This is a genomic window from Nostoc sp., from assembly GCF_041747015.1.
Classification (GTDB): domain Bacteria; phylum Cyanobacteriota; class Cyanobacteriia; order Cyanobacteriales; family Nostocaceae; genus Nostoc.
In genome coordinates, this window is the sequence record NZ_JBGTFY010000101.1 from 1 (window position 1) to 18969 (window position 18969).

An 18969-nucleotide genomic window follows, 5' to 3' on the forward strand; every position below is an offset into this window, starting at 1 on the left:
AGCCGCCTGAGAAGTTTGCGGCACTGCCGTTGAGGGTAAATCCGTTGCTGCCGTCTAACGAGGAGAGGTCAAGGTTGGTACTAAAGCCGTTGCTGCTACCAAATACTACGTAGCTCTGCCCTGCACTTGCTGCGCCAATAACTAAGTCGTCGATGCTGTCGCCGTTGATGTCTCCGGCATTGCTGACTGAGTTGCCTAAAGAGTCAGTGGCATTAATTCCGTTGATGGTAAAGCCGTTGCTGCCGTCTAGGGATGAGAGGTTGAATAATGCATCAGCCATAATTTTCTCGTATGTTTGTTGTTAGCAATGGAAATGTAGATGTAAAATTATTAAACAAATAACATTAATATTAATTAAACTTTTGGTTAAGCCAATTAATTTAAGATATTTTGTGTTTTTTATGATATTTGTGCTGTAGATTTAGTATATTTTTTGTGATTATTCAAATAAGTTACTTTTTTGGCAGTTTTTCAGACAACTATTTTCAGGAAGCAGATATTACTGTCAATAAGTAGTCAGGTGGAGTTAAACATAAAATAAGGTGTCATTACAAGGCAAGCAATTTCCAAACCTGACGATCGCTTCATTTTTGACAAAGAACCCTAAACCTTGTATGGAAGTTATATGTAACGTCTCTATCCCTGGTTCATAAAACTGCAAATCTTCGTCTAAACAAAACATCAGGATTATAATACATAGTCCTCATGCAGAATTTTTATATCCTTGTTAACGTCTTTGAGCGAACTGTGAAGTAAGGCGTTGCTGATTAAGAGTATGAATTTGGTTTCCTGCAAACAGTTAAAAACAAAGGTTTCAAGCATTTAACTTTGAAATTTCATACTTAAATTCAGCAACGCCGCTGATAGCTGTTAAAGTCTGCCAACAGAATTAACAGCTATTTTCTGACAGTCTGCTATGTCGATTTATAAACCTAAGGGGTGCAAGGGGAAGTATCAGTAGCAGTATCTACGCAATTACCCACAACGGTTCTAGAGACAGCTTTAATGGTATTGGGAAGAGGAGCATATCCCCGAAGTACAGCTATGGTATCCGCGTTGATTGATGCAGGACTACCATTAGTTGCTGCTGTTAAAGCCCAGTTGATGAAGTTTCTAAGACGGGGTGCTACGCCACTGGTGTTAGAACCTGCGTATGTGTCATAAAACAGCATATAAGTTGCTGTGGAAATAGGATAAGCTGCTGAAACGGTTGGATCGGCCAAACCATCAATTCTAATCAGCCTGTTAACGGGAGCAGTACCATATCTTACGATGCTTCCACCACTCAAAGCGCTTTGAATTCCAGCTGTTGTAGGACCAACGTAAGCACCTGATCTGTTACGTAAGAGTGCGGCAGGTAGATTTCTAGCCAAACGGGTAGCACTATCTACATAACCAATTGCACCAGGATTAGCTGCGATCGCACCGGCTACACCTGATCCACCTGAAGCAGATAGGAAACCTGATGGCCAAACAACTGTATTGGCTGGTGGTGTTGGAGGTACGGTGCCTGCAACACTTATTGTTCCAGCTCCTCTATTCCATACAGAAGCTGCTGGAAGCCCTGGAGTCGCAGCAGTTTTACACGCAGTATTAAGATGAGTGCTTAAAACAAAAGTACTACCACTATTGTCACTACGACGTACAACTGTTAGAGATCTATTGGTTGCAATTATTACGCCGCCGTTATCATTTCTGATTCTGGCATCGTTCCAATTTGTGATGCTGCCGTTCAAAATAGCACAGTAAGTAGGGCGCGAAAGTCTAAGTCCGGCTGCTGGTATATTAAGACCAGTACGATTGAAGGCTAATGCGATTCCAACACCTATAACAGGCACTTGAACGACCCTTCCGCTATTGGGAGTGCCACTAACTAATTGTTCTACTTGTGTTCCTGTTAGAGGGTCATCACTAACTGCAAAAGAGACTGGGGGTAAGATAGTAAGATTATTAAGAGCTGGTGTACCTGCTGGTACTGGTGGTGGGGTTTGAGTGAAAAGAGCTGTCAACCCTGCGCCACTACCGACCGGAGCATATCTGAATGTGGTTGACGCACTGACTGGGCCATAACTTCCGTTTGGGTAATTGAGGAAGGCTGGAGGTACATCATTATTGAGGGATGTAGGATTTGCAACACCGTAAGCGTTAAACCATGAACCTTTGGAACCAAAAGGATATGGATTATTCTCTCCTGAACCTACAAATAAAGTAGTTACAGTGCTTGCACCTGCTCCATTTACGGAGGTTACTCCAGATGGAGCAGGACTTGTAGCGAACTGAGCTAAAGATTTCTCAGTAGCAGATTGACCTGCTACTAAACCAATTGTGATGGCAAGTACAGAAATTGAACTTGTCAAATTCTTCGATTGGCGATTAGCCATGTTAAGCTCCTTCAAATTAATTTCCGGTTAAACACCTTATCCAATCCAAATCAAGTGTCAAACTAGCGATTATAAATAACCTTCTCTAAGCACAACTTGGCATTAAAAAGTTTATTAATAAATCAAAAGTTCGCACAAAACGCTGAAGAATATAGAGCAAATTAAAGGCAAAGTTTTCAAAGATATGGAGTGCATTTAGCTATTGCTAATCCACTCTATTACATGATTGCTTGCTAGTTTAAAACTCTACATTCTCAAAGTAAGTTTGTATAAATAAACATTTAGTAAGTTTATTAAAAGGGAGTGGTTAATAGGTACTATGAATCGTAACTCAATTCCCATTATCGCTTTCTTATTCCCTTTTAATAAGCCATGTTTAACTTTACCCACTTAACTTATTTGGTATGACAATTTTATCTGAAAATTATGAAAATCACTTTCTTTAATATAGACACGCAGCGGCTTGCCACAGCTTACCGCTAAAGTGCGAAGTAAAGAAAATCAGGATTTTACGAATCTTTTTGAACTGCTATAGCTAAGATAGCTGTTAAAACTTGCCAACTAAATCAACAGTATAAGGTTAAGGTAAAGGTCAAGTCATGATTGCATTATGGAATGGTTAAAAAACTTAAATATATTTCTAGAATTTAGAGGTGGTTGAAAAGGGGTTTTTATAGCGCTTTTTTATAAATTTAGCCAGAGTAAAATCTGAAACTTTCGCTCGTACAATATATGTGGTTTTTTCTATTAAACTTTTTTAGAGGTTTTAATTAAGTATTTAAGAGAGTTGACGCAGTTTACAAATTAACCAGTGTGTGTATTAACGAAAATACTTTGTTTCGGCATTCTATTCATTTGGTAGGCGTAACGCAACCCAGGCGATCGCAAAAATCTAGCCATAATACCAGAAACCTATACTGCGTATTTGGTATTTTCTGTCAATACGTAAGTCATAGTATTTTTTCTTGATCCCCCAAAGATGTAATAATTAATGTAGTAATTTGTAGTGGATTATATAAGGATAACATCTGACAAAACGGTTGCTTGAAGGAATAAAATGTTTTTTATAGAACTTGTAACTATGCTCCTAACCCGGATTTCTCACGTTTCTACCGGATTCCTCAACCTCTAATTGAGGCCAAAGCGCCGGGATGGAAAAAGTTTAGGAGGACTGTAGCAGTTGTAGTTTAAAGTTTGAAACCTGGGTTCTAAAACCACGCATACTTATCTTTTAAACCAAAATTAATATGTTATTAACTTACAATTAATAATAGTTTGTATATAATTTGAGACTTTACTGGGAATTTTATAATTTAATTAAAAATAAATGTTCAATTATGTTAAATTGTAAATAACTGTAAAATTTTAGACAACCAACACTCATAGTACATCATAGGAAAATTAGCAAATGTCTAGACAAAGTTCTCACGAGAGAAACTTTTTCAAAGCTTTAACTGGTAGTGCGGCCAAAGGATCTCATAGGTTAAGACTGGGACTTGAATCCGGCTGGATTATTCTGGTTGAATCTGTACCTTTTTTGATTGCTTGTGCTGTATTCGTAAGCGTTATCAGCCTAAAAAGTCCTATCCTGCTCTTTTGTTTACTAGTTGGTAGTTTAATTGCAGTCATCATACAGCAGATTGGGCAGCAAGTACATTTACCAAGGCGATCGCTAATATTATTACAAGTTTTAGCAGCAGCCATCATCCTGAGTTTATTTTGGTTAGACTATTTTGTATCCCCCGCACAAGCACAGTTTTTTGGGGAAGCTGAAAAGTTTTTCAGGAAAAACTTAGGTGGTGAAGGTGAAAATGCTGGTGGTGCCAACACAGCAGTAAGTTTGATATTTAATGTGTTGAGGGCGATTTACTTACTGTATATTGCAATTTCCCTGGTTGGTGTGATTAACGCAGTGCGTAAAGATGAAGATTGGCAAAGTATAGCCAGAACTCCCCTATTGGTTGTTGTTGCTGTTACCGTTGCTGATGTACTCACACGCTTTGTAATTGGCGATAATACATAATTTTAGATATTTCAAATGTCTCAAGAGCGGGAACAAGAATTTCGTCCAGTTAATCAAGTTCTGGGAAGCCAGCCTTCATTAGGACCAATTCCAGCCGATCAAATTCTTCCTTGGACGGTAATTGCTTTAGCCTCTTACTTTATCATCAATGGAATTTTTGGTGGTATTTTCCAAGAAGAGTTTCAAAAATGGTTGTGGACAGTATTAATTACTGGTTGGGGAATCGGAACTTGGTGGATCTTAACTGGTGGTAGAAGTTGGAGCTTTTTAAGTAAATTTATTGGCGTTCCCGCTTGGACAAGAGGCTTTGCTCGTTATCAAAGCTTACTCGAAGTTAACCATGAAGCAAAAAATCGGAAAACAAAGCGTCAGCGTCGCCGGAAGTGAAAGTAGATTAACACCATTTGAAGATGCTTTACACTTGGCGACAATGCTACGTGTCGCAATGAATGGGCGTGATATTGGTGCTTACCTTTTGACAAAAGGTACTCAAAAAGATCGGTTCTGCTTTGTTTTTGGTTTTGACTGTAAGGGAATTCATACCACTTTAAGACCCGAACAAATCGATACACTTTTTAATAACATTGAAGCCGGATTGAAAGACATCCCTAGCGGTGAAAGAATGACACTGCATTTGGGATCTTTTAGTTCGGATAAAGAGCGTCAGAAAGAATTAGCATCGTTAATCAGAAGTGCCCCATCACGAGATATAAAATATTTGTTGATGGCGGAAAGAGCAAGAGTCAAAGAGTTGACTATTTCTGGGATTCGTAAGCCAAAATTTTTGCGGATTTATGTCACTTATACGATTGAATCCAACTCGCAACACGCAGATGATTGGATAGAGAAGCTTTTAGTCAGAGCTGAATCATGGTGGTTGAAATTCAAAGGTGAACTCTCAGAAGTAGAAAACCAGCGCATTGAAACCCTGATTACAAATGCTTACAAACAGGGTTTTCTCCGATGGGAACAAATTCTATCTAACCAAATGGGATTGGATGTTAAACCTTTGAAAGCTGAGGAACTTTGGGAGGATGTCTGGAAAAGATTTAATGATACAGAGGCAGTAGATATTCCTCAGTTAATGACTTTAGATGAACAAGGATTGCACGAGCAAGTTAATTCAGATTTAGCAAGTACTAGATTGCTTGTAGACAATATCCACAGCACAACCTCGCTGATGGAGTCTGGCATACCTTGTGCCGATCGCCGCTGGGTTAATGTTAACAATAGTTATATTGGCGCACTGTCATTTCTAGAAAAACCCGGAGGTTGGCCAAATAAATCTACCCAACTGCGCTATTTATGGGAACTGTTAGCCAGAGAAAGAGTAGTTGATACAGAGATTTTTTGTGAGTTGACGGCGGCGAATCCAGCAGTGGTGAAAACTACTTTGCAACGAGTCTTGAAGCAGTCGAACATGACGACAATCTTGGCTCAAGAAAAAAGTAAAACTATTGATGTCAACGCTCAATTAAAGTTAAAAAAATCGGTAGCAGCCCAAGAACAATTATATGAAGGTGCTGTCCCGATTTATACGAGCGTCGTCATTTTGGTACATCGTCCAACTGTAGAGAAATTAGATGAGGCAACAAGGTATATTGAAAACTGTTTTCAACGTCCAGCAAGAGTTATTAGAGAAACTGAGTATGCCTGGAAAATTTGGCTGCAAACTCTTCCAATAGTTTGGGAAGGTTTGATGGCAACACCCTTCAACCGTCGCCAGCTATATTTAACAAGTGAAGTTCCGGGATTAATGCCTTTAGTGCTAACTAAAAAAGGCGACAGACAAGGCTTTGAGTTAATTGCTGAAGAAGGCGGAACACCGATACATTTAGATTTATTTAATCAGCACAAAAATTTAGCTTTGTTTGCTACAACTCGTGCAGGTAAATCGGTGTTGGTATCAGGAATTTTAACTCAAGCTTTGGCGCATGGTATTCCGGTTGTGGCGTTAGATTTCCCGAAACCAGATGGGACATCAACTTTCACTGACTACACAGAGTTTATGGAGGGGAATGGAGCTTATTTCGATATCTCCAAACAATCGAATAACTTATTTGAACAGCCAGATTTACGATCGCTAGATCCAGAACAACAGCGCGATCGCTTTAACGATTATACTGGTTTCCTAGAGTCAGCGTTAATGACAATGGTCTTAGGATCATCTACTGAAAGTCAAATTTTATCGCAAACCGTGCGATCGCTGCTCAACTTAGCATTAGAAGCCTTCTTTAGAGATGAGGGGATAAAAGAGCGATATCGAGAAGCGATGGCGGGAGGATTTGGCACCCATGCTTGGCAGAAAACCCCTACCTTAAAAGATTTTCTCTTTTTCTGTTCACCAGAACATTTGCAGCTAGATTCTTTAAGTGGCAGAGTAGAAGACGGACTCAGTCAGATTCAGCTGCGCTTGCGGTTTTGGCTTTCTAGCCGCGTGGGACAAGCCATTTCTGCACCATCCAGCTTTCCCACCGATGCCCAACTTTTAGTTTTTGCTCTCAGAAACCTATCAGATAGTGAAGATGCAGCCGTACTATCCTTGAGCGCCTATTCAGCAGCATTACGACGCGCACTTGGCAGCCCAGCGTCTATATTCTTTATCGATGAAGCGCCAATTTTATTTGAATTCGAGCAAATATCTGACTTAGTTGGCAGAATTTGTGCCAACGGCGCTAAAGCTGGGATTAGAGTTATCTTATCAGGACAAGATCCTGACACAATTGCTAGATCCAAAGCTGCATCTAAAATTTTGCAAAACTTGACAACCCGATTGATTGGACGCATTCAGCCAGTTGCAGTAGATAGTTTCGCAGAGATATTAAAATATCCCCGCCAAATTATTTCTCGTAATGCTTCAGAAAGCTTTTTTCCCCGCAAAGAAGGCATCTATAGCCAATGGCTACTAGATGATAACGGTATTTATACATTCTGCCGTTACTATCCAGGTTATGAACAATTGGCAGCAGTTGCGAATAACCCTGCTGAACAAACTGCACGTAGTAAAATGATGCAACTTCACAGTGATAAATATGAAGCAATTTCTGCATTTGCACGTCAGTTAATAGCCACACTACGTAGTAGTTAATTAAGGAGGATATTTGCAAAAAGTTAACAGTGATAGGACTTAAGCAAAACTACACGCAGTAGGGGCAATGCATGTAGACGCATTCGCGGAGCGTCTCGTAGAGAAGCGGCTTCCCGCAGGGTATTGCCCCTACCCAAAAATAAAGGCATCGGCTATTGTTTTCCTAAGTCCTGAGTGATTCAAAAAGTTAATAAATAATGATTGAGCAAACTAAATTCTTGATTCACTAGATAATTTCTTCTACCTTTTCAGGTTATAGATATATGAAAAAAACTGCAATTTTGACTTTTACTTTTCTATCTCTGGCAATCATACCAGCAGTGGCACAAGTTAAGACGGGCGGATTAGGCCAGGTTTGGACTGATTTTCAATCATATTCCACAGATTTGCAAGATTACCTTCAAAATAATCTGAGCGACAACTTAAAACGTGATGAAGTACAGAGTCGACTTAATAGTGCCAAGGGAGAATTGAATATACCTAACCCTGTGGTTGCGGGAAAAGAGGTTCGTGATGATTTGATTAACAACTCTTATCGTTCAGACTCTAAATCAAACCGCTTTGAGAATAATTCAGCAGTGCGGGGAAATTTAGTTAGTAATGAACTCAATCGTGTGATTAGCCGTGGAGCAGCAGAAAGTGTTCTCGGTAGAAATGGGCAAATTCGGACAAAAGCAAAGTTAGAAAATACTGAGGAAAATCTGGAAAACCTTGTGAACAAGACTGAGGAACTAGATCGAAAGAGCGATAATCTTCTGAGTACAATCGTGACTCAAGTCAGCAATGCAACTAATCCCGCAGATAAAGCTATTTCGACTTTAGCAGAATTGCTAGGTACTAGTCAATTGCAAACTCTAAAAATTCAACAGGAGCAATTAAAGCTCGTAGGTGAAACATTTGCTCAAACATTACAAAATAATCAGTCTTTGCAATATTCCAACTTAAATTTGGCGAACATTTCTCAACAAGCAGAGGAGGCAAATCGCGCTCGCAGAGTAGATACGTCTACAGAGGCGGCGCGACTTTTGCGAGCTACTTCTCAAATAGATTTGTTTGGTAGAAAAGTTGATAATTAGAATTTCATGATTAAAGATTCTAATTTTCCATACAATTTTAAAAATCCTTAGAGAATGTTTGAAAAGTCCTCTTATCGTTAGCAAAACGTTCTAGATCCCCCTAAATACCCCGATAAATTGGGGGACTTTGATTCCGGTTCCCCCCTTTTTAAGGGGGGTTATGGGGGATAAATAAGTGCTTAAAATCACAGCCAACCACTTTTCCAACAACCTCTAACGTACCCTACGAAATCTAAAAAAAAAACATCTTAATAAACTTAAAATGCAACTTCCTATTAAACTAATTTTTGCCCAATTAGACGCCCAAGTAGGCATTAATGATATTCTCGATAATGGTGCCGCAACTTCCCAAAGTATTGCCGAAGGTTGGGACAAACAATGGCTAGATTTACTACAAAATAACACTAGTGATAACTTGTATGGATCGTTGACAAATCTCGGTATCTTTTTTGCAGTAGGAACCCTGTTGTTTTTTATGGTACAATTCCTCAGAGACTTATTATCCTACGAATTTACCCGTCCCATATCATCTTTAATTTGGCCTTTTCTGGTGGTAATACTTTTAAGTAATTCAGGCGACGGAAGTATACTTTCTACTCTGACATTGGGAGTGCGGAATTTTTTAAACGGTGTGAATCAGCAAGTATTGGTAACAGCAGATGCCGATAATACATACCAGCAAGCACTGAATATGAGTGTTGCCGAAGAAGTCGCTGGTTCTTTGTTACGTCCTTGTCAGTCGCTTACTGGCGAACAACAAAGTCAATGCTTTACCCAAGCTGCCGAAAAATTAAATATTCTCTGGCGGCAGTATAGAGATTCTTATGGAAATAAAAACTGGATCATTAGACTACAAACTAAGGTAGATAATATTAGATATGGCACTGGTATTGTATCAGAAACCTCATTTAATTCTTTGTTAGGTTCGACAGTTCAAACGAGCATCAAAAACTTTTTGGTTTCCTTACAATATGCCTTCCAAAATTTAATAGAAGCCACAATGTTGCTGATAGCAGCTTTGGGGCCAATAGCTGTAGGTGGGTCTTTACTGCCTGGAGCTGGTAAACCAATTTTTGCATGGCTGACCGGATTTTTATCTATTGGAATCGCCAAGATTTCATTTAATATTATTGCTGTGCTGACTGCCGCAGTTATTGTAAATGGGCCAGGGCAAGATGTTAATGTTGATCCAGACTTAATGTGGTTTATAATTTTTCTGGGGATTTTAGCACCAATTGTATCGCTACTTGTGGCTGCTGCGGGTGGTTTTGCAGTCTTCAGTGCTATCAGTAATACGGCTTCTTTAGTAAAGGAGAGGATATAGGAAATTCAAAATTAATCAACTAAATTTTGGGAAGTTTGCTGACTAGATGTAAATGATCATATATAATAACTGAAATTTTCGCAGGAGGTGAGTAAATGGTGCGTTTACTAGAAAAAAGACAAAGAACAGGAAGTGTGTTAGGAATTTTTGCGATCGCATCCTTCGGTTTGCATATATTAGTTTTACTTTTATTTATATTTCAAGGGCTAAATATTCGTCAACTCAGTCTGAGAAAATCTCCCAACTTTGTCCAATTAATAGACGGTAAACCAGTAGCTAGTATTGATGATTTAGCAAGAGAACCAGAAGCAATTCGCCAATTCATCAGCAAAACGATGATATCAATGTTTAGCTGGTCTGGAACCTTACCACCACAAACTATTGAAGAAGTTGCAAACCCCAAATCAGATTTAGGAATACTTATTAGAACACCTCAAGGCAGTAGCCAAAAAATTAGTACCAGCAGTTGGATAGCTAGTTTTGCCTTATCAGAAGACTTTCGCAAAGGTTTCTTAAGCACAGTTGCAGAAATGACACCACCAGAAGTTTTCTCTGAAAATCCTATGCAAGTTATGACATCACAATTAGTTATTAAGCGAGTTTATCCGCCAAAAGAAATTGCACCAGGTAAGTGGCAAGTGGGTATGGTAGCTGACTTAATTCAAAAAAACCGAGTTGGTGATGCAAAACTTATAACTCCTTTTAACAAAGATTTCCTTGTCCGTGCAACAGATTATTTTGCTAATCCCCAAACTGATGGCACTGTCCTACAAAAAGCAATTTATAGTACCCGTGCTGATAAACTAGAAATTTATGAAATTCGTAACTTATGTTTGCTAGATAATTACAACAACCCTAACGAAGATAATAGAAAACAATGCGGAACTGGACAAACATCTGATAGTTTTATCAGATAATCGTTTTCTAATTTACTTAATGATAGTTCAATCTATATAATAAATTGATTAATGCAATTACTCAAACCAGAGAATAAAAGAAATAGCCCCTTACCATTGTTGGCAGTCGGAACGTTTGGATTACACATATTTACCTTGCTGTTATTAGTATTTCACGGGTCGATGTTACAACAGTTAGGCCGGCAACTCACACCTCAAACTTTAGTGCAACTGGTTGATGGTCGCACTATAACCGTAGACCCCCAACCAAATTTAGAGCGACAGCCAGAGGCTATTCGGCGCTTTGTGGGTGAAACTATGAGCTTAATGCTCACCTGGTCACAGCAACAGCCGCCAACGCAAGTTTGGGAAATTACCTCCCAACTAGTAGCTGATGATTTTAAACAAAAACTTAAGTCAGAAATTACTAACTTAAATCCAGATAGCCAGTTTGAAAATGTTAATAGAGGATCAGAGAACGTATTAGTAATCCAAAAAATTTCACAACCTACAAAAATAGGCGATGGAAAGTGGAAAGTGGAGATGCTTGCCAATCAATTAGTATTTAGCGGTTATGATAAGTTAGGAAAATCAATTTCGTTTAATAAACAAATATTGGTTAGAGCAATAGATGAAGCAGCAACTTCACTACCAAATGCAGCACTACCGTCGCACTTCGCAACTTACCGCCTTGGTGAAGCTAGACTAGAAATTTATAATGTCTGTGAAATCCAAGATAAAAATTGTTCTGGAAATCTAAACAAAGCTCTACCATGACACGATATTCAACTCCAGCGGAAACTCCGCCAAAAAATCTACATACTTTTACCACCGACGATCGCCAAGTACAATCTGTAGAATCTTTTAATTGGGAATCACGGATGGCCAGGTTGGTTGGTTTTGAAGAAGAATCCTCTTCTAGCGATGATACCCAACCATCAGAAGACTCGGCTTCTCGTAAAGAGCAATCGTCATCTCAACTACAAGAAGCTAAAACAGCGGAACCCCTCTCATCTAACCCCTTTGCAAAGTTAGGCTTGGTAGGAGCTGCTACCTTAGCGGTAGTTTTGGTAGCTGGTGTATTTTTGACCCAATTGATGAGCGGTAGCAATAAAAAGCCAAATATTGTTGCTCCACAAGTGCGTGAGCAGCCAACTAATGAATCTACCTCTCAACGGTTAGAAGCTGAAGTAGATACTCTGAAAACGAAATTAGCCCTGAGTGAACAAGCAGAATCGGTGAAAGCCGCCCAGCAAACGCTCAGAATTGCCAAATCAACGCCGACAGTAGCCGTAACACCATCAGTTTCTCCTACAGGTAGCCAGAGAGTGATACCAACACCCCCACCAACAGTTTACGTGCCTCGAACAGTAACAGTTGAGCGCATCGTGAGAGTGCCTGCTCCTCAACCCTTGCCAACACCCCAAGCCCCAGTGGTGAATCCGCCAGAGCCTCAACCCGTAGTCAACATAACTCCACCACCCCCACCAACCCCACTCGAAGAGTGGACAAGGTTAGCAAAGTTAGGTAGCTACGGTCAAGTAAATGTCACTGATAAACCTAATAACACGGCAGTTGCTTCTGAACCTGCAAACGATACGCAGCCGCAGGAACAGCCACCAAATAACCCACCACCAACTCCTGTAGTAAGCCAAGCTCAACCGCAGGGACAGAAATCTGTAGCAGTAGGGACTAGCGCTAAAGCTGTGTTAGCAACAGCTATATTTGGTGAAACTACTAGACAAAAGGGTAACGACACAGAGGAAGAGAAAAACGTATTTGTGATCAAGTTGGACGGAGCATCGGTAAAATCTACAGATGGTACTCCCGCTCTACCTCCAAACACCGAATTTCTAGCTGAAATTAGTTCTATTAATGAACAAGGTCTTTTGCAGATGAACGTAATCAAAGTTATCTCGCAAAATGATGGCAACCTTACAGAACGAAGCTTACCTAAGAATGCAATTATTGTTCGCGCTCCCAAAGGCAAACCTTTCATCGCAAATAAATTCCCCAGTCAAAGTTCGTCAATAGCATCGATGGATGCAGGACTATTCGTTTTGGGAGGTATTAGTAAAGCAGCAGAGTTAGTAAATCGTTCTGATACCAGACTAGTGCCATATACGGTAACATCTTCCAACCCCAGCGAAGGCGACCAAAACAACACCAGTTCCACCACTGGACTTACTACTGTTACTGAGAACAGACGCAACCTTGCAGCTGGGGTTGTGGAAGGTGGTTTGAACTCTGTAGTCCCCCAAATTGCCCAACGTAATCAACAAGCGATCGCTCAGATGTCGCAACAAACTAATATTTGGTTTTTGCCAGCAGGCACAAAGGTTGAAATATATTTTAACCAAGTAACGCAATTTTAGGAGGTATGATTTATACCAATTTTGGATTGGGTAATAGTAATTGGTAATTAGTTTTCTTCCTATCTTGCCCATCTCCACTTGTTCTATCTACCAATTTCTCCATTTGCAACCATGAAAAATAAAACTAAATTGTCAGGAAATACCTTAAATAATTCTTATTTCCTACCTATAGCTTCCTTAATTTTCTCGGTTGCTATGTTCTTGTTGGTAGGCCGTGCTGTAGCTAATAATGCCGTTTTGCGCTCCATATTTTCCTGTCAAGCACAGGGTTTAGGGGGACTAATACCTACCCTCAACGTTTCGTATCAACAAGGAACAAACTTAAGCTTTATTCCGGCTGGAGAAGTAATTAAAAAAGTTTGGTTAAACGATCCTTCACAGGTAACTATGGATTTTGATGGGACGGTATGTATGCAGTTTGGCCCAAAACCTAATACTAATGCAGGAGATTGTAAAAACTCAGCAGCGAATGTAATTCAACTCAGACGAATTCAAAAACTCAACATTCCTGGACTTCCTACCACTAGCAATACACTTTTAACAGTTGTCACCGAAGGGCAAGGTAAAACCAAGTTGTATACTTTTCGAGTCCTATATGGAACAGGTAGCCCTGAATATCACACTTTAGCAATTTATCCCGATCCTTCTGCTCAAGAAGCCTCTTGTGTAAGAGTTTCACAATAGACTTCTAGCAAAAGCAGCCGACGACGACTTAAGTGTTACAAAAAAATGTTGATCATGACAAGCCTTCTTAAGGAGGGTTAGGGAAAATCATTCAAAAACGCCATAACTTAGTGTTATTAACTTACTCAGGCGTTTTCAGCCTACATCTTTACAAATATTGAGATAAAAACTAACCACAAATTCTAAATTCGTGCAAATATAAAGAAAAGCTTAAGAGGTTACAGACTCATGGTCAGTGCCAAAATGATGCAACAGCTTTGGGCTGTAATCGAGTCTACACAGGTCAGCACCCTGCTCCACTTTGACGATACTGCTTTAGTACAACTGCTCCTCCAGCAGTTAGAAGTTAAGCAGGGGTTTGACGCGCAGGCAGATAGCACCCTCAATACTTATATAAAATCTAAACTGCCCCTAATTCGTGATACAGCTGAAGGTAGAGTATCCTTCGGGCAGGGCGGCAATCATTAACACGAGAAACCAAATGATTGCTCACTGCCAAGCATCCGCTCAGAGTTCAAACAGTGCAATATGATGAATCACTGGCTAGTAATTGCCCTAGCAGCTTATCTAATTGGAGCGGCGATTGAAGGGGTGAGTACAGCCAGTCAGCTATCTCATTCATTGCCAGAACTAGTTAAAAGCACACAAGTTCAGTCCTCAGAATCTGCCACCCCGCCTAGTTCGAGTTGGCGAATTGTGGCTGCTATTGCCTCAGTAAGTATCTGTGGAGCTTTCTTGTGGCCTTGCCGTCTTTTGCACCGTTTAATTAAAGGCGACGTTCATTCATCACAAGTTAAATAGGAAAAATTTAGTGGCCTATTATATTACATAAGTCGCAACAATGCCACCTTTAAGTTTTTCACTCAGCAATACTGAGGTTAATTTAATCCATATCAATACAACTTAGTTAAATCGTCTTGTTAGCGGGAGTACGTCCACCTTCATCGTTACTGCCGCCGTGCGGATGGGGATTACTAGGGTAACACATTAAACAGTACAAACGACTTGATATTCTTATTAATCCCTTGGCGTGGATGAAACTAACATCTAATCAGTGGCGAGTTATGAGGTCAGAGAAGATTACTATAATCGAAGAAACACTTTATTAATCTTAATAATGACCGGAACTATACAGCAGCTACCCTCAATCACTTTTGAAAAATTCTTTTGGACTTGGCAGGGCTACAAAATCCAGTACACTGTCATGGGTACAGGACGCCCTCTGGTACTGGTTCACGGCTTCGGTGCTTCCATTGGACACTGGCGCAAAAATATCCCAGTTTTAGCTGATGCTGGCTACCAGGTATTTGCCATAGACCTTTTAGGTTTTGGCGGTTCAGATAAAGCGCCTATTGACTACAGGGTAGAAGTTTGGGTGGAACTGCTGAAAGATTTCTGCACAGCACATATACACGAACCTGCTGTATTTATTGGCAACTCCATCGGCGCACTTTTGAGCTTAATAGTACTGGTAGAACATCCAGAAATTGGTGCTGGTGGTATTTTAATTAACTCTGCGGGTGGCTTGAGTCATCGTGCCCACGAATTGAACCCACCACTACGGATTGTGATGGCAGCTTTTAATAGGTTTGTGCGATCGCCAATTACAGGTAAATTTGTCTATAATCGCATCCGCCAAAAAGCCCAAATTCGCCGCACCCTCTACCAAGTTTACCGCGATCGCCAAGCCGTCACCGATGAATTAGTCGATTTACTTTATACTCCCTCTTGTGACCCAGGAGCGCAACAAGTATTCGCCTCCATTCTCACAGCCCCTCCTGGCCCAAGTCCAGAGGAACTTTTGCCCAAAGTCGAACGTCCTCTATTAGTAATTTGGGGTGCTGATGATCCCTGGACACCCATTACCGGGGCCAAGATTTACGAAAAGGCACGTGAGAATGGCAAAAAAATCAAAATTGTTCCCATTCCCAATGCCGGTCATTGTCCCCACGATGAGGTTCCAGATGTTGTTAATGCCCAGATTGTCGATTGGCTAGCGCAAAGTTAACAATTTCGTGCCAAGACGCGAATGCAAAGAAACTATCTGCCGATACGCCTTAGTCCAAGCAGCGTCAAAATGGGGCTAACAATCTGGGTTGCTCAATTTTAGATTTTAGATTGACCATTAGCACACCACTTGCTTGAAATCGGGAAGCCACCCCCTTGGGCGGGTTTCCCGATTTCAAGCAGTGGCTCATGAATGCAGGGCTGCTAAATCAAGAATTTTAAATTTTGAATCCAAAATCCAAAATTTAAAATCTAAAATTTGGTGAGTGGATCTTAATCTTTCTAATTGCACCTTGACAGAATCAAATTCATGTGAATTGTAATGGAGCTTGATGTGCATAATGGACATAAACGGGTAATTCCCTTAAATCACCATCCAGATTTTTCCAAACAAGGCTATCAAGTTATCAGCGAACTAGGACGCAACCGAGAAGGGGGACGCATTACTTATTTAGCAAGTGTCCTCAACTCTAATCAACAAGTGGTAATTAAAGAGTTTTGTTTTGCTCATGCAGGTGCTGATTTGTCAGGTATCAAAACATATCAGCGCGAGATTGAAATTTTGCAACAATTGAATCATTCTCGCATCCCTCACTATATAGATTCTTTTGAAATGCCAGGGGTTTTTTATCTGGTACAGGAATATAAAAATGCCCCATCATTGGGATTAAAACGCAGCTTTGAACCTGAAGAAATTAAGCAAATTGCTTTGTCAATCTTAGAAATTGTAGTTTACTTACAAAAGCAAGTTTCCCCAATTATCCATCGGGATATTAAGCCAGAGAATATTTTGGTTGATGAAGAACTAAATGCTTACCTGGTTGATTTTGGTTTGGCTAGAATACAGGGTGCAAAAATGGCTTTTAGCACCTTTGTAGCAGGAACCCCAGGTTTTATGCCACCAGAGGAACAGTTTGGTCATTCTCTCACCGAAGCATCAGATTTATATAGTTTAGGGGCAACATTAATTTGCTTACTTACTAATACCCGTTCTAGTGAGATTGGGAAATTAATTGATGATAACTATCGCTTTAATTTCCAAAAATTAGTTACTCCAATCAGTCCGCGTTTTCGGTCGTGGTTAATGAAAATGGTGGAACCCAATCGGAAACGTCGTTATGGCAATGCATCTTTTGCTTTAAAAGCACTTCAGTCAATCGAGATTGTTGGTACCGCCACTAAAATAGATACTTTAGTCAGTAGAATCAAACTTAGAAAACAAGCTACAGTGCTGGGACTAGTCACTGTTATTGCGCTGGCTACGCTTGCCGGAACTCTGATGAGTTGTCAGCCTGGTGGTGCAGTTAGGCAATTGCTGGAAGCTACAGAATGTCAAAGCTTTGATTTAAACTCAGGTTGCCAAGACAAAACCGGAAGTTAAGAGACTTCCAAATAAAAAAACATCCCAAATTTTCTTGTGGGATGGGTGTCCCCACCCGTCCCAGATTTAAGGCGGTCATGTTGCCCACCCCACATAATGGATAATTTATTTCTTGGAAGTCCCTAAGATTAATTAGGTTGCATCTTATAAAAAAGCCCCCGGTATTTCTACCAGGGGTGAAAGATCTAATACCATTTCACTTTATGTTTGTCGGAGATGCCCCCCCCCTGCTTGTGCCTCTACTTAGATGAGAGGCTAGAGTATTTCTCAAATATTACAACAAAAAGTGATCGGGTATAAAATTAACCAACATTTGCCAAGAGCAATTCTCGTTTTTCTAATTTTTGTACTCTCACCTGAGAGTCATCATCAACATCGACAAGCGCTGTGTCTCCATCTGTAATTTCACCAGACAGCATTGCTTCAGCTAGAGAATCTTCTAGGAGGCGCATAATTGCCCGACGTAATGGCCTAGCACCATAACTAGGGTTGTAGCCTTCTTGTACTACAAGCTCTTTGAAGCGATCGCTAACTTCTAAGATAATTCCCTTTTCTGTCAAGCGCTTAGAAACTTCTTTAAGCATAATCTCAGCGATTTGCTTCACTTCATCCCTAGAAAGCTGGGTGAAGACGATAATCTCATCAAGACGGTTAAGGAACTCTGGACGGAAGTAAGCTTTCAATTCTTCATTTACCAAGGTGCGGATGCGGTTATAACTAGCGTCGGCTTGAGTATCAAAGTCAAAGCCTAAACCACTACCACCTTTTTCAATCACCTTAGAACCGATGTTGGAAGTCAAAATGATCAGCGTGTTCTTGAAGTCAACTTTCCGACCTTTGGCATCGGTAAGATGACCGTCATCCAAGAGTTGCAGCAGCATATTGAATACATCGGGGTGTGCTTTTTCGATTTCGTCGAATAGCAGCACTGAGTATGGTTTCCGCCGCACGGCTTCTGTAAGTTGTCCGCCTTCGTCGTATCCGACATAACCAGGAGGCGAACCAATTAACTTGGCGACGGTGTGGCTTTCCATATATTCGGACATATCTAACCGAATCATCGAGTCTTCCGCACCGAAGAAGTAGGAAGCTAGTGCCTTCGCCAATTCTGTTTTACCGACTCCAGTAGGCCCAGAGAAGATAAAGCTAGCAATGGGACGATTGGGATTTTTCAAGCCGACACGGGCGCGACGGATACCACGAGATACAGCCGAGACTGCTTGCTCTTGTCCGATGAGCCGTTGATGCAGAGTGTCTTCTAGGTGCAGGAGCAACTCTGACTCAGATTCAGTTAACTTGTTGACTGGTACACCAGTCCAAGAGGCAACGATTTGGGCGATGTCTTCTTCGTCAACTACAGTCGAGTTGACAGGTTGCTCGCTTGGTGTGAAGGTTGCTTGCAGTTGTTCTGCGAGTTTTAATTCTTGGTCGCGCAGTTGTATAGCTTTGTCAAAATCTTGGACTCTGACTGCTGCTTCTTTTTCTTTGGTAACGCCGGCGAGTTCACGCTTGAGTTCTTTATTAGGAGAACTTTGGGAGTTCCGCAGACGAACGCGAGAGCCAGCTTCATCAATCAAGTCTATTGCCTTGTCGGGCAAGAAGCGATCGCTAATATAGCGGTCTGATAATTCTGCTGCTGCTACAAGTGCCGCATCCAAAATTTTGACTTTGTGGTGTTGTTCATAAGCACCGCGCAAGCCGTAGAGAATTTGTACGGTTTCCTCTACTGAGGGT

16 protein-coding genes are annotated in these 18969 nt (G+C 40.6%); 13 read left to right on the top strand and 3 right to left on the bottom strand.

All coding sequences use genetic code 11. The annotated features are described in order from the left end of the window. The coding region (locus ACEW80_RS07730) for an integrin alpha (RefSeq protein ID WP_373526036.1) at window positions 1-280 on the bottom strand (280 nt) is incomplete at its 3' end. Window positions 281-932: 652 nt separating this feature from the next. After that, on the bottom strand, window positions 933-2381 hold the full coding sequence (locus tag ACEW80_RS07735; protein WP_373526037.1) for a substrate-binding domain-containing protein: 1449 nt from the start codon (window positions 2379-2381) through the stop codon (window positions 933-935). Window positions 2382-3789: 1408 nt separating this feature from the next. On the opposite strand from ACEW80_RS07735, the gene ACEW80_RS07740 reads away from it, so the two are divergent. The 13 genes from ACEW80_RS07740 (at window position 3790) to ACEW80_RS07800 (ending at window position 17235) form a co-directional block, all read left to right on the top strand. Further along, on the top strand, window positions 3790-4404 hold the full coding sequence (locus ACEW80_RS07740) for a hypothetical protein (RefSeq protein WP_373526038.1): 615 nt from the start codon (window positions 3790-3792) through the stop codon (window positions 4402-4404). Window positions 4405-4419: 15 nt separating this feature from the next. Beyond that, window positions 4420-4791: a hypothetical protein gene (locus tag ACEW80_RS07745; protein WP_373526039.1), complete on the top strand. Its 372-nt coding sequence runs from the start codon at window positions 4420-4422 to the stop codon at window positions 4789-4791. After that, the gene (locus ACEW80_RS07750) at window positions 4745-7492 is read left to right on the top strand and encodes a hypothetical protein (protein WP_373526040.1); all 2748 of its coding nucleotides are present in this window, start codon (window positions 4745-4747) and stop codon (window positions 7490-7492) included. Before ACEW80_RS07745 ends, ACEW80_RS07750 begins: the two co-directional genes overlap by 47 nt. A 263-nt stretch (window positions 7493-7755) precedes the next feature. Continuing rightward, window positions 7756-8568 (top strand): hypothetical protein, encoded by an 813-nt coding sequence (locus ACEW80_RS07755; RefSeq protein ID WP_373526041.1) that lies wholly within the window; start codon window positions 7756-7758, stop codon window positions 8566-8568. A 262-nt stretch (window positions 8569-8830) separates the two neighbouring features. After that, the gene (locus tag ACEW80_RS07760; protein WP_373526042.1) at window positions 8831-9892 is read left to right on the top strand and encodes a hypothetical protein; all 1062 of its coding nucleotides are present in this window, start codon (window positions 8831-8833) and stop codon (window positions 9890-9892) included. A 95-nt stretch (window positions 9893-9987) separates the two neighbouring features. Next, on the top strand, window positions 9988-10809 hold the full coding sequence (locus ACEW80_RS07765; protein ID WP_373526043.1) for a hypothetical protein: 822 nt from the start codon (window positions 9988-9990) through the stop codon (window positions 10807-10809). 51 nt (window positions 10810-10860) lie between these two features. Beyond that, the gene (locus ACEW80_RS07770; protein ID WP_373526044.1) at window positions 10861-11565 is read left to right on the top strand and encodes a hypothetical protein; all 705 of its coding nucleotides are present in this window, start codon (window positions 10861-10863) and stop codon (window positions 11563-11565) included. After that, window positions 11562-13163 (top strand): hypothetical protein, encoded by a 1602-nt coding sequence (locus ACEW80_RS07775; protein WP_373526045.1) that lies wholly within the window; start codon window positions 11562-11564, stop codon window positions 13161-13163. The genes ACEW80_RS07770 and ACEW80_RS07775 overlap by 4 nt, the downstream gene beginning before the upstream one ends. Window positions 13164-13274: 111 nt before the next feature. Beyond that, the gene (locus ACEW80_RS07780; protein ID WP_373526046.1) at window positions 13275-13847 is read left to right on the top strand and encodes a hypothetical protein; all 573 of its coding nucleotides are present in this window, start codon (window positions 13275-13277) and stop codon (window positions 13845-13847) included. Window positions 13848-14075: 228 nt separating this feature from the next. Continuing rightward, window positions 14076-14315 (top strand): hypothetical protein, encoded by a 240-nt coding sequence (locus tag ACEW80_RS07785; RefSeq protein ID WP_373526047.1) that lies wholly within the window; start codon window positions 14076-14078, stop codon window positions 14313-14315. Between the two features lie 60 nt (window positions 14316-14375). Then, entirely contained in the window at window positions 14376-14648 is a 273-nt protein-coding gene (locus ACEW80_RS07790; RefSeq protein WP_373526048.1) for a hypothetical protein, read from the top strand. Between the two features lie 316 nt (window positions 14649-14964). After that, window positions 14965-15855, top strand: a complete 891-nt coding sequence (locus ACEW80_RS07795; RefSeq protein ID WP_373526049.1) for an alpha/beta fold hydrolase — start codon at window positions 14965-14967, stop codon at window positions 15853-15855. Between the two features lie 321 nt (window positions 15856-16176). Then, a complete protein-coding gene (locus ACEW80_RS07800) occupies window positions 16177-17235 on the top strand; it encodes a serine/threonine protein kinase (protein WP_373526050.1) in 1059 nt (352 codons plus the stop codon). Between the two features lie 302 nt (window positions 17236-17537). Here the strand turns inward: ACEW80_RS07800 and ACEW80_RS07805 are convergent. Next, window positions 17538-18969 (bottom strand): ATP-dependent Clp protease ATP-binding subunit (locus ACEW80_RS07805; protein WP_373526051.1); only part of this gene is annotated, 1432 nt, incomplete at its 5' end.